Origin of the sequence: Dethiosulfatarculus sandiegensis (assembly GCF_000931935.2) — a bacterium.
Classification (GTDB): Bacteria; Desulfobacterota; Desulfarculia; order Desulfarculales; family Desulfarculaceae; genus Dethiosulfatarculus; species Dethiosulfatarculus sandiegensis.
This window is the reverse complement of sequence record NZ_AZAC01000067.1, coordinates 50,547-63,489: the sequence shown is the minus strand read 5'-3', so window position 1 is coordinate 63,489 and position 12,943 is coordinate 50,547. Positions and strand designations below refer to the sequence as shown.

General features: G+C 53.5%; 9 protein-coding genes. 2 read left to right on the top strand and 7 right to left on the bottom strand.

Annotation, left to right across the window (positions count from 1 at the left end; all coding sequences use genetic code 11):
* Both X474_RS22985 and X474_RS22975 read left to right on the top strand, forming a co-directional pair.
* The gene (locus X474_RS22985; RefSeq protein WP_052515545.1) at window positions 1–1,092 is read left to right on the top strand and encodes an alpha/beta hydrolase family protein; all 1,092 of its coding nucleotides are present in this window, start codon (window positions 1–3) and stop codon (window positions 1,090–1,092) included.
* A 249-nt stretch (window positions 1,093–1,341) separates the two neighbouring features.
* Window positions 1,342–2,574, top strand: coding sequence for an alpha/beta hydrolase family protein (locus tag X474_RS22975; protein WP_044352320.1), 1,233 nt, complete (start codon window positions 1,342–1,344; stop codon window positions 2,572–2,574).
* A 193-nt stretch (window positions 2,575–2,767) separates the two neighbouring features.
* Here the strand turns inward: X474_RS22975 and X474_RS22970 are convergent, their stop codons facing one another.
* The 7 genes from X474_RS22970 to X474_RS22940 form a co-directional block, all read right to left on the bottom strand.
* Window positions 2,768–3,709: an OmpA family protein gene (locus X474_RS22970; protein ID WP_052515543.1), complete on the bottom strand. Its 942-nt coding sequence runs from the start codon at window positions 3,707–3,709 to the stop codon at window positions 2,768–2,770.
* Between the two features lie 8 nt (window positions 3,710–3,717).
* Complete coding sequence (locus tag X474_RS22965; protein ID WP_044352319.1) at window positions 3,718–5,784, bottom strand: DUF4384 domain-containing protein; 2,067 nt, start codon at window positions 5,782–5,784, stop codon at window positions 3,718–3,720.
* Window positions 5,785–5,853: 69 nt separating this feature from the next.
* Window positions 5,854–7,062 (bottom strand): hypothetical protein, encoded by a 1,209-nt coding sequence (locus tag X474_RS22960; RefSeq protein ID WP_044352317.1) that lies wholly within the window; start codon window positions 7,060–7,062, stop codon window positions 5,854–5,856.
* A 105-nt stretch (window positions 7,063–7,167) separates the two neighbouring features.
* Complete coding sequence (locus tag X474_RS22955; RefSeq protein WP_052515542.1) at window positions 7,168–9,234, bottom strand: SUMF1/EgtB/PvdO family nonheme iron enzyme; 2,067 nt, start codon at window positions 9,232–9,234, stop codon at window positions 7,168–7,170.
* 63 nt (window positions 9,235–9,297) lie between these two features.
* Window positions 9,298–9,993, bottom strand: coding sequence for a tetratricopeptide repeat protein (locus tag X474_RS22950; protein WP_156360900.1), 696 nt, complete (start codon window positions 9,991–9,993; stop codon window positions 9,298–9,300).
* 25 nt (window positions 9,994–10,018) lie between these two features.
* Complete coding sequence (locus X474_RS22945; RefSeq protein ID WP_044352315.1) at window positions 10,019–10,936, bottom strand: TP0624 family protein; 918 nt, start codon at window positions 10,934–10,936, stop codon at window positions 10,019–10,021.
* A 110-nt stretch (window positions 10,937–11,046) separates the two neighbouring features.
* Window positions 11,047–12,900, bottom strand: coding sequence for a protein kinase domain-containing protein (locus tag X474_RS22940; protein WP_044352313.1), 1,854 nt, complete (start codon window positions 12,898–12,900; stop codon window positions 11,047–11,049).
* Between the last annotated feature and the right edge of the window lie 43 nt (window positions 12,901–12,943).

Genomic DNA, 12,943 nt, shown 5'->3' with positions numbered 1-12,943 from the left:
ATGCATTTAAAAAATACCTGCGTCCTTATTTTTATCCTGTTTTTCTTTCTCTTGTCCCAGGCAGGCGGCGGGCCGTCATTGGCTCAGGCCTCGCAAAAAACATCGGACAGGGGGGAACAGATTGAAGAACAAAAAGGTGAATACGATGCCCACAGGCTCTATGTAAAGCTGCATTTTGACGATGTGGAAATGGATTTCGTCTTGCAATGGGTCTTGGGCAGCACGATCTTTGGCGGCTGCGAGATCGGAGAAGCCTTTTATACGGTGGGCAATATTAAAAACGGCGACCCCAAGAGCTGGCAGGAGGGGTGGGCCAAACTGGCCAGGCAAGTGGAACAAAGGGGCCAGTGGGCCCTTTCGGCCGGGCATAGGGTGAGTGCCAGGGAATCATTTTTAAAGGCTTCCAACTACTACCGCACCGCCGTGGTTTCAGTAATGCCCGATGATCCCAACATGAAGTTATGGGGTGACAAGTGCCGCCAAACCTTTCGCCAGGCCTGCAAACTTTTTGACCCTCCCATTGAAGTTTTTGAAGTGCCTTTTGAAGGCACCACCCTGCCGGGTTATTTCCAAAAGGTGGACAGCTCGGGCAAGAAACGCAAAACCCTGGTAATGATCGGCGGAGCCGAGACCTTTGTGGAAGAGCTCTATTTTTACATTGCCCCGGCGGCCATAAAACGAGGCTACAACTTTTTAAGCGCGGATATTCCTGGCCAGGGCATGCTGCCCATGGAGGGCCAATTCTACCGGGCCGACAGCGACGTGCCGATAAAGGCGCTCTTGGATTACGCTCTGGCCAGATACGAAATAGACCCCGAACGCCTGGCCATGTACGGCATAAGCGGGGGGGGGTTATTTTGTGCCCAAAACCGCTATAGTGGACAGCCGCATAAAGGCCTGCGCTGTGAACAGCGCGGTAAGCGATATGGAGGCCCAATTCGCCAATATGCCCAATGCCAAGGCCACACCCGAAGAACTGAAAAAGTGGGGAAAATTCAAAGAATGCACCGCGGGGGTGGTTTCCTGGCGGTTCGGCCTGGAGCCCACGGATATCAAAGGCCTGCCCAAGGCGGCCAAGGGCTTTACCTTTGATCCCCGTCAAGTGAAATGCCCCATGCTCATAATGTGCGGCGAAGGCGAATACGCAAACGAGGAGGTAAAAAAGCAGGCCAACCAATGCCTGAAAATGCTGCCTAACCCCAAGAAGAAACTGATGATAACCAGGGTGGAGCAGGGAGCTTCCTCCCATTGCATCGGCGGCAACAGAAGCCTTATGAGCGAGGTTCTTTTTGATTGGCTGGATGAGGTGCTGCCGCCTGAGAAAACCGTGGCTAAAAAAAAATGAAAGGCCAAGGCCAAGGCAAAACTGACCAACTCAGCGAACAGAAAGAAATCTATGGCGCTCATCGGCCCTATGTGAATGTGCACTTTCAAGATAATGACATGGATTTTGCCCTGCAATGGATTCTGGGCAGCACGGATAACGGCGGTTGTGAAATAGGCGAGGCATTTTATGCTGCCTCCTGCATGAAGGAAGGCGATCCGCAAAGCTGGTGCGAACAGTGGCTGAACTTGGCCGGGCGTGTGGAAAAAACCGCCCAGAAAAGCCTTGAGGCTGGTCATGCGACCAGTGCGCGCAGGGCCTATTTCAGAGCGGCAAACTATTACCGGGCCATTTTGCAGGCCATGGACCCGCTGGACGGGCAATATGAAAGAACCGGCCTTAAGATGCGGCAGTGCTTTAAAACAGCTGCGCGGCTGTTGGACCCGCCCCTGGAGTACATTGAGATCCCCTTTGAGGGCAAGCTCCTGCCCGGGTATTTTTTAAGGGCAGCCAAGGCAAAAGGCAGGCAAAAAACTCTTATCATGATCGGCGGAGGGGAAACCATTACCGAGGACCTTTACTTTTTCATAGGACCGGAGACCCAGGCCCGGGGGTACAACTTTTTAACCGTGGACATTCCAGGTCAAGGGCTTTTGCCCGCCCAGGGGCTGTTTTTCAGACCGGACACGGAAAAGCCTTTAAAGGCTGTTTTGGATTACGCCTTGAGCCGGCCGGAAGTGGACCCCAAAAAGCTGGCCATGTACGGCATCAGCGGCGGGGGCTATTATGTGCCCCGGGCAGCGGCACACGATAAGCGCATCCAGGCCATTATCATGAACAGCGCGGTGGTGGACGGTTACAAGCTCTGGAACTCCATGGATTTCTCCCGGCATCCTGAACAAATAGCGGGTTGGAGCCCCTTTAAAAAGGCCACCTATGGGGTTACGGCCTGGCGCTACGGACTGAAACCCACCCAACTTAAGGAGCTGGCCCGGGTGAACAAGGGTCACACCTATGATCCGGCCCAAATTACCTGCCCTGCCCTTGTCTTGATCGGCGAAGGCGAATATGCAAATCCGGAGATCAAAAACCAACAAAACACCTTTTTGCAAAAGGCATCCAGCCCAAAAAAGGATTTTGTGGTCACTCCGACCAACCTGGGCGCTTCCTCTCATTGCCTTAGCGTAAACCGCAGCCTGATGAGTCAGGTAGTCTTTGATTGGCTGGATGAAACATTTTCCGCAGATTAATAAAAAAACCAGCTCAAAACCAAAACAAAAGCCAAGCCCAATTATAGGGTTTGGCTTTTGTTTTGGCCAAAAAAGGCGCGGCCCGGTTCTCGCAGTAGATCAAAACTATTTTAAAACAAGTGAAAAAATGCCCTGAGATGAGACAAGGCCCATTCCGCGGCACCCTCTTTCAAGGCATCTTATGCCAAAGGGCTCATGATCCGCTGATATATTGCGTTCCCCCCAGGTTCACAAACTCGACTCTGCGGTTGGGGGCCTGTTCTTCCCTGGAGCCCAGGGCTTTAAGCAAACGGGACTCGCCCCTGCCCTTTATCTGCAGACGGGCGGAATCCACCCCCATCTCAACCAAAGCCATTTTAACACTGGCCGCCCTTTTAAGGGAAAGTTCCAGATTATAGGCCTCGCTGCCAAAAGAATCGGTATGCCCTTCAATTAATATTTCCCGTCCCTTTAATTCACTTCCGTTCAGGGCTCGAGCCAGCTCGCGTATCTGCTCAAGACTTTTTGTATCCAGCCCCGCCGAATCATAGGCAAAATGGATACTGGAAAGGGCCAGCCGAGGCCTTTGCCTTACTCCGGCCTTGCCCCTGAAAAGGGCATCCGCCTTTAGCCCCCTGGTGATGTATTCACTTCCCACTGTTGACTGCATGGATTTTTTATGTAGGTCAAGCCGCATGCGGGCGTCATCCAGCTTTTGGGCATATAGTTTTTCGTGGGAGGCGATTTCAAAGGGATCAAGGTCTTCTCCACCGGAACGCAGCCCCTCCAAGAAAAGCTGATAATACCGGATCGCCTGTTTAAAGTTCCCCATGGCATAGGCCACGTCTCCCAGCCCGGCCAAGGGCGCAAGGGCCGCGGGATCGGCCTTACGGGCCTTTTGGTAATATGACCCGGCTACCAGCCATTTTTGCCTGGTTTCGTAGTAAAGGCCCAAATTATTCAAGGACTGCCAGTGGCCGGGGCAAAGTGCAATCGCCTTTTCCAGCATCAGCCTGCCCTGTTCTGTTGACTCCATATTTTGACTGGCCTTGAACAGCCTGTCAGCTCTGGCGCAATTCTGGGCCCAAACCCGATTTGAGGCAAAAAGCCCCAGAACCAGGGCCAGTCCAATTATAAGCCTGCCCGCCTTAAACATATTCCCCCCTACTTATGCTCGAACTCAAGCACATAGACCCATTCGGCCCCGCATGATTCTATTACCCTGCCCGCGGCCTCAAACACCTTTCCCTTGGGTGTGACCTTGATTTTGCCGGCCGGTCTCACCCCTGCCCTGCCCCTCATGCTCACCTGTTCGACCAGGTCTTTTCCCAGAGAGGCAAGCATCAACTCATCCTTGGCCAAAAGCAGGCTGGATTGCAGGTTCTCAAGTTCAGGGCTTGGCCTTCTCGAAGCCAGGAAATAGATTCTCTCCATGCCCTTGGCATCATCCAGGTAAGCCCAATGGGATTTTGGCGGCATCCAATGCCAGGCGCCCGGTTGCACCGGGTTTTCATGCTCCTTGAAAAGCGGGTCTGGAAAAAGCTGGCTAACCTTGCCCAACCCGTCGATTTGAAACACATATACATAAGCATTTTCCAGGGCCTTTACGGCTACCGCGTAATTGCCGTTGCTATAAAGCCGCGCCCCCTGCACCAGATTTCTGATACGGCCTTGCTGCTCATAGATTGCGGCGAACTCAAGCCTTAAAGGACGCTTGGCAAGCTTCACCTCCTGGCGGGCAATATTTGGGATCTCTATATCTTTTTTGAATTCGTCATAACCGGGAGCACGCACTTGCAAGGTGTGGGCTCCAGCCGTGATCCTGGCAAAGGCTACTTGCGGGCTTGAAACCGGTAAAACCCGCCCATCCAGCTCAACCACTGCCTCCGGCGGGGTGAACCTGACTTCAAAGGGGTGTTTTTTCGCTGCCAGGCTCAGGTTCAGGTTCAAATCCCTGTCAACCTTGACAGGCATTGTTTGGGGGATATGGTTCTTTGCCCTGGCCCGAAGAGTATGAGGGCCTTGATGGACCAGCGCAGTAAAGCGGCCATCAGCATCCAGGGCAACCCTCTCACCATCCCAAAAGGCTTCCGCCTGCCCAGGATAAACCGCAATACAGACTTTTTGTTTTGTTTTTTCCAGATCAATCGGCAGGGTGAGGGCCAGGCGACCCAGCTCAAAAGTACGGCTAAAGGCGGGATATCCCTTGGCCGAAGCGGTAAGGGCGTGAACTCCGGCCGGAAGGGTTATTGAACCGGTTCCTTGAGCGTCCAATGGAATGGCTTTTCCCCCATCCACCAGCACCTTTGCATCTGCCGGATTCACCGACACCTGAAGCACGGTCCTTTTGGGCTCCAGCTTTATATTAAAGCTTCTGTTGCAGGTTAGGTAAAAAGACAGCTTGCAGGTCTCAAAACACGGAGCCTTGACAATCAAAGTCTGGATTCCCTGGGGGGTATCTTTAAAGGTAACACTTTCTTTTTTAAGGCTCTTTTCCTTTCCGGCCAGCCAAATGCTCACCCCCTCCCGCGGGGGATCAACCATTACCAGCACATCGGCCCCGGGCTGCCGGGTCAGCATGACTTTGATCGGATCATCTTTTTCTATCAAAGCCTTGCCGCCGGTTAATATGGCTCCCTCCACAGCACTCACCAAACGTGCGGAAACCAACAGTTCAGGGCCAAGATCGCGGACAGTCAAAAACACCAGGCCGTCCACTCCCACCATTTTGCCCACAGGGGCCATGGTTTCAGGGTCAAAGACATCCTTGAGCTCAATCCTTTTCTGTTGAATCAGGTCATAGAGCCTGCGTCTTTCGACCACACTTTTGAAAACCTTTATTTTTGAAAGCGACAAAGACGACTTGCCGTCAGGGTTAGGGGCCTTGACGGTAAAGTAGCCGGAATCCTTTTCCGGCTTTGATTCCAGCATCCTTTGCCCGGCCTTAAGCAAAGTAAGGCGACGGTTCATTTCCTCCACCAGGAAAACCCCGAATTCGGAGACATCATCCCCCGGCCCTCTGGGGTCCAGCACGGCAACCCTCTCCACCTTGTGTAGGGGAAGGCCCTCCACCAGGTCGGCTGCGAGCTGGTCCAGGGCCTGATCCAGGGGAGCGGCGGGAAAAGCCGGGTTGGCAAAGACAATAATCATAGACAAGACAAAAATCATCAGACCGGTCTTTGCCAAAACCTTGTGCAGGTATTTTAGCTTTGTTTCCGCTTCAAACCCCATTTGAAATGCCTTCCGTTTTTTTGGGCAAGCCCGGCCAAGCTGCTTAAGGCCTGGCCTTTTAAAAACCTCTTAGAATCTCAGCGTATTTCTGAAGGTCAGACTGTTGCCCGCGAAATCAATACGCGGGGCAGTGTAGCCATGTTGATGCAGAATGTCCTTTAATCCGTTCCGTAACCCGGCCACGGGCAGGGTGTACATAACCTGGGCCACGGTAAAACGATCCTTTTGCTTTAAAAGCCTTATGGAGCTGACCCCGTCCATGGCCTTTAAATCACTGACAATGGAATCCACATGGCTTGCCTGGAAACGTTCAAACCTCACCAGATAGCGCTGGGGCTCTGTGGGCTGGAAATGACGGTTTTGCAACATGAGGTTATTGACCATGTCGGTGATGCCGTTTTCAGCCGCCGTCCTGGCCGCGTCTGTAACCGCTTCCTGCCAATCCGCATAGCGGGGGTAGCCTGTATTAAGATTGCTTTTGGCTTTTTCATATTTGGCTGAAATCAATGCGCCTGTATTCACATCAATCAATTCCAGGCGCATCTGTACGGAAACCTGGTTAAAGGCATGATCCGCATCCGCCCTGTGGCGGGTGGCATCCATGGCAACCACCACCATCCAGTCCGCACCGGCAGCCCTGGCCTGTTCATATACGGACGGTTTGCGGAAATTTCCCTGTTTCAAAAGCCTGGCCACACCCTGAAAATTCTCCATGGCCCCTTCATCCAAAACAATGAACTGGGCCTGGCTGAGTTTGTCCTTGGCCATCTGCACAGTCACTTCAAAGGGCTTGGTGGCCCAGGCGAAATCCTCGTCAAACTGCTTTATGCCCAGAACAATCACGTTTTTATTTTTCATCTGCTTCTGGCGAATGGAAAAGGCATCTTCCATGGATATGATCTTGCGTTTTAAGTCCTCGGAATCAACCAGGGCCTCCAAGGTGACAATATAGGTGCGCCCATCAGAAGAAGGACCGGAGGACAAAACCCTGTGCCTGCTGACATAGCCCCTTGAGCCGGCCAGAACCTCATCCTTTACCACCTGGGCTTGGCTCACATTTGTAGTGGCCTCAATCAAGGTGCCGGCTTCCTGCTCCACCGCCTTGTTCAGAGCCTGATTTATGGCTTGTTGTTCGCATACAGCGTCGTTTCCGTTATATGCGGCCCGGCCCACCACCGTCACCCAGGAGGCCCGGGCAGGCAATGCGGCCAGGCAGATTAAGAAAGCCAGGCAAAAGGCCAGGACTGTTTTGCCTGTGTTGGTCTTCACCGTAAACATGATCAAATCCTCCACCTGCTTTTAATTTATTTGGCGGCAGTCCAAGCTCAAAGGTCCGCCCACTGCATAAGGGACGAAGCTGTGGCGGCTTTTCTTACGGGCATTTTACAAATTCCTTGCATTGGTGAGCCGGATCAAGCGGAATCCGTTTGGGCTGAAGCGGTCCGAAGGATCTTCCCAGCGGCGGCGGGCGGAGCGGAGATTGGCGGCGCTGGATATCCATGACCCGCCGCGCAAAACCCGTTTATCCCCAACCGCAGCTCCGGCCGGGTCCGTCACCGCGCCAATGGGGTAAGGTCCGTATCTGTCCAAACACCACTCCCAAACATTTCCATGCATGTCATAAAGTCCCCAGGTATTGGGGCCGAAACTTTTGACCGGCAGGGTGCGTTTTCTGAATTTGCCTCCGGCAAAACCGGGCATGGGGCGTTGAGCGTCATAATTGGCTTGGGTTGAGGCTATATTCCTGCCGGTGCTAAAGGGTGTTCTGCTCCCGGCGCGGCAGGCATATTCCCACTGTGCCTCGGTGGGCAGATAATACTTAAAGCCCTCTTTGGAGCTGAGCCAATCGGCATAGCCCATGGCCCCCAGCCAGTTGACATGAATCATGGGTTGATTCAAATCCCCCCATAAGCGCCCCCTGCCGGATTTCATGCGGAAAAGACCGTCTACCTGCCGCACCACCGGGCAATCCGGCGAGCCAAGGTCTATACCATTTATATTGGCTGTTTCATTCAGATAGATGAGGTATTGGCCGATCGTAACCTCAGTGGTCTGCATGTAATAGGAATGGCTCAATACAACCTTATGCAGGGCTTCATCGGAATCCCGCTGGGATTCGCCCGCAGGGCTGCCCATCATAAAGACCCCGGAAGGCATCAACACAAATTCCATGCCCAGGCTGTTCACAAACCGTTTGCCGCCAGGTCCGAAAAAGGTGTTTTCCCGGGCCTTGGCCAGTTTGGCCCGCAGATCAGTCAGCCTTTGGTCATCCTTTATCACCTGCTCCGCCCTGGTGATAAAAGTCTCTGCCTTGGCAAAATCTCCGGCCTTTATCCGCTCCTCGGCCCAGGCCGCATATCTGGCTACAATGCGCCTCAATCCCTCTTGGGCAAGCCGATGATCCGGCTTTAGCAACAACACCTTTTTGTAAAAATCATAGGCGCTGTTTCCGAGAGGGGTGGTCAAGGCCCTGGCTTCATAAAGCTCACCTGCCCTGGCCAACAGATTCGCGATTTTTAAATCAGAGTCATCAGTCTTTGCAGGCAGGGGTTCCGGCTGTTTTTCCGGCAAAGGATCGTCCTTTATGACGGGTTCATCCACCGGTGCTGCGGGGCGGGGTTTAAAATAAAACTCCCCGCTCAAAGGGCTGTTCTGAAGCCAGGGGGATTGCCTGTGCCCGGTTCTTTCATAGACCTCAAGCTGCACCTTTTCCAAGGCCCTTTTGGCGCTCAGGTCAGGTTGTCCCAAATATTTAAGCAAGGCGCCGGTAAAGGGGCTGTTCCTCCCCCTGCCATCAGCGGCCGCCTCTCCGGGCGCGGCGGCAAAGGCAACTATGGTGCCCTGGGGCATGCGCTTTACCGTGGAAAGGCCTGCTTCAGGGGACCTGAAACCAGTGGCATAGGGGTTGTTGCGGCAGGCATCCAAAAGCATTATATTCAGGCCGCTTTTAGCCGCCTGCATCCAGGCCAGAACCCGGCTGGCCCTGACGGCCTGGTATTCAACCAGCTCCTGATTGGGAATATCCGTTCCTACCGGAATAAGATAATTTTCTCCGTTCACCCCCGCACCGTGCCCGGAATAGTAAAACAGCCCTACTCTGCAATTTTTAAGTTTTTTACCAAACCGGTCTATGGCCATCTTCATCTGCACCTGACCGAGATTCTCCTTGAGGATCACGGAAAACCCCAGCTTCCTGAGCAGACTCGCCATATCCCGGGCATCGTTCACAGGATTTTTCAGGCGTCCCTGGTCGTACGCGGCATTTCCGATCACCAGGGCCACCCTTTTCTCAAGGATTGCCCCCCCTGAACGAGCCGCAATGCCCCTTTTTTGAGCCAGGGCGATCTGAAACCAGACTGAACAAGCCAAAAAGACGAAAACAAAAAGTCCCCAGCAGATCCGGGAAGAAAATCTGCGGGTTAAAAAAGAATTGAGACTGCATTGGGACACTGTTCACCCCCCCTAGGCAAACTTACTTTCGTCGTATCGGCCAATGCCCTTGGCCATGACCGGTCATTTCTGCTCTTCAAGCATTTCAAGGGCGTTTTGGGCTTCTTTGTTTTTCGGATCCGCCTTTAATATAGCCCTGAAATGCCAGGCCGCCTTTTGGGGCCTGCCCAACTCCAGCCAAAGCCGTCCCAGGCTTTTACGCAGCCCCAGGCGCATGGGCTGGCTTTGAACCACCTTTTCCCAAAAAAAGGCAGCCTGATTTTTGTCGCCCCTTTCATAGGCAGCCAGCCCCTTATTAAACAGCTCTAGGTTCTCACCCGGATGAGATGACCCAACCTCACGGTCTGGTTGTACGGTCCGGAGCGGAGGGGCCTCCTTTACCTTGGCCTGCACGCCTTTTTCAACAGAGCAGTAAAACCACAAAAGGCCTGTTGCCAAGAACAAAGCCGCCAACAGAACAGCGGCCAGGGCCTTGACCGGCCTTTTTTTACGATCCCCGGCCAGGATGATATTCCTGATCCCCGGCTCAAGACAAAGTTGGGGAAGATGCAGAGGGTCAAGCCGGATCAGCAATTTGCCGGATTTGGGTCGGGCCAATATTTCGGCCCCTATTTCCGACAGGCTGGATTCAACTTCTGCTGTTTCCGGACCTGCGGCCAACCAAAGCTCCACCTTGACAGGCTTTTGGGCCCCCTGGCAGGCATAGCCCCTTTCAGCCTGTTTAATCCCGGCCCACAACTCTGGGGAAAGCTCTGTCAAAGCCTTGGACCCAAATGGAGACACATCAGTTGATGACGATCACCACATTGCATTTTTTAAGGAAAGCCCCCCTGTTGTCCGCAGCCAGGACACTGGCCGCCTGCTCACGGGTAATAACCAGCCTGGCCCTGTTCTGGCCTTTTGCCTGAATAGCCCGAACCACCAGGGGGTTATCCCCTGCCCTTTTGAGCAAAAGCGCCTTTTCCAGGCTGGCGGCGTATCCCACCACACCTTTCTCTATAGCATAATAACGGTCAATAATGTCAGGGCCAAATATTTCCCGCCCGGTTCCCGCTTCAACCACGCAGGGGAACAAGGCCGGAAGCGCGCCGATCCCCCGGGCCACCACGATAAGCCCGGTGTTTGCCTGTTCCTTGCGAACTACGGACTCTTGATCCGGCTCTGCAACAGCCTTTTCATCAGTGGAGACATGCGGCTTGAAATAGGTGCCTGCGCCTGCTTTTACGGGTTTATTCAGAGCAAGGCGCAGAACCACTTCTCCCGTGACAAAGCGGTCCTTATCTATGAAAACCCTCTCGGTCACAAGCTTGGCTCCCTTGACCACACCCTCAACCCGAGCGCGCAGTCTGGTATGGTTTTCCAGGTAATAGCCAAAGGAGCAGTTACTATCCATGCGCACCCCCCGGAGCACTTCCAAAAGCCTTGCGTACCCCAGGCACCGGGCTGCTTTAAGGGCCATGATCTCGGCCTGGGCCAGGCTGCCGTACTTTTCGGGATCCCCCACCCCCTGTGTAGTCACCTGGATATATCCTTCTTCCCAGACCACCTTGCCTGACCAGCCACAGCCGGAGAAGGTGTCCTGCAATTGATTTTTTCGGCTTGAAAAGGAACAGCTCTCCACACCTGCCATGACCTTTGCCGCGCATCCGTTAAATAGCGGCAGGATCAAAAGCAAAAACGCGAGCATAAGCCTTTTGCCCATAACAGTCTCCTTTTCATGTTTCCTGTTATGGATAAAGACAAAACAAGGGAGGTGATTCTTACCGGAATGGAAAACTTTTTAAGGGAGAGAATTTTTTTAAAAACTATCAGTCAGGCAAGGGCAAACACCCGCCCCGAGGTGTCCAGGGCCAACACCATGTCCCGGCGGATTACAGGGGAGGAATGAAAAGGAGCGCCTAAATGTATTTGAGAAAGTTTTTCCCCGCCTTGGCCCTCCAAAAGGGTGAGGCAGCCTTTGCGGTCCAAAATCACAACAGAATCAAAGGCCAGGGCGGGCGAGGCGGTGACTGCCCGGTTTATTCCGGTCTGCCATCTGGCTTGACCTGAAACAGCATCCAGACAGACCACCTGGCCATTTGCACCGACAGCAACCACCTTGTCCTTCTGCACAGCCGGGGCGGCCGGAGCAAGGGTCTTGAGGTCGTGGCTCCATTGCCTGGCTCCGGTAATGGTATCAAGGCAAAACAATCTGCCGGTTAGGCCCTGTACAAAGAGCCTCCCCTTTCGGGCGCAAGGCGCTGCCTCCACCGGGCAGCCAAGTTCAACCTGCCAAAGATATTCACCTTTTTCCGGATCAAGCGCCCTAACCAACCCCTTGGAATCAATGGTGACAATCTGGTTTTCAGACCATAAAAGACCGGCCTCAAAAACGGAATCAAAGTTGTGAGACCAATTGACCTTGCCGTCAACCAAGCTAAGGCTTACAAGCAGGCCGTCTTTACTCAAGACTAAAACACCCTGTCTGGTAAACCAGGGGGCCGTGGTAAAACATCCACCCTTTACCTGGTTCCGCCAAATCAACTCGCCGTCTGAGGCCTTGAGGGCATAGACAAGGCCGTCATAGGTTATGGCCACAACTCCCGCACCAAAGGCGATAACACCGGTCGGACAATGCCCCCGGCTTTGACTGGTCCACAAAGAAGAACCTGTCAGCAAATCCAGGGCATGTATCCTGCCGTCCGTGGAGCCGAAAAAAGCCCTGCCCCGGCAAAGAGCGGGCGAAGAGAAAAGAGGCGCGCCTGCTTCATATTGCCAGACTTTTTTTAAGGAAGGAGAAGGAGCGCCAGAAACAGAACCGGTTCTCCCCGGATTTCCCTGAAAGCAGGGCCAGTCCTCCTCCAGCATGGTGGCCTGTCTCCCGGCATCCAAGGCAGGGGTCCTGGGATCGGAAAAAGTGAGCAGAAGCTCTTTTACCTGACCGGCATTTTGCGGACGCCGCCCTGGTTCCTTTTGTAAAAGGCTTTGAACCAGGCTCAACAGTTCCCCGGGCAGTCTGCCTCTCATTTTGTCTGGAAAAACCGGCTTGGCTTCACAGATGCGCTTCATGGCGGCATAGTTGTCTTCTCTGCCAAAGGGGGGCTCACCAGAGAGCATTTCCACCATAAGACATCCCAAGGCCCATAAATCACTTTGAAAAGTTATCTGGCCTTGTAATTGTTCCGGAGAGAGGTAGGCCACGGTGCCAGCCACCTTGGTTTTTTGCGAGCTTTTTCCCGCAAACAGACGGGCCAGGCCAAAGTCGCCTAATTTGGCTGCATGATTTTTGTGCAGCAACACATTGGCCGGTTTTATATCCCGGTGGATAACCTTACCGGCCTCGGCATGCTCCAGGGCGCTTGCCAAATCCACAGATATCGCAAGCGCCCGGTCAAGCCCCAAAGGGCCTTTTTGCAGGATCTCTTGCAGACTCCCCCCGCTTAGATATTCCATTACGATAAATGGCTGTTCTTCATGTCTGCCGGTATCAAAAACCTGCACAATATTGGGGTGTTCCAGGCTGGCCTGGTTTACCGCCTCAGTCAGGAGGGCGTCATTTGCCACACCTTGATGCAAAAGCTTGATTGCCCGCAGGACCCCCAATTCAGGATGCCGGGCCAGATACACCGATCCAAAAGCCCCCTGCCCCAAAAGCCGGATTATGCGATACCTGTCTAGAAATTCCATTAAACTTTATGAACCTTGGGAACAAAGGAAGAGATAAAACAGC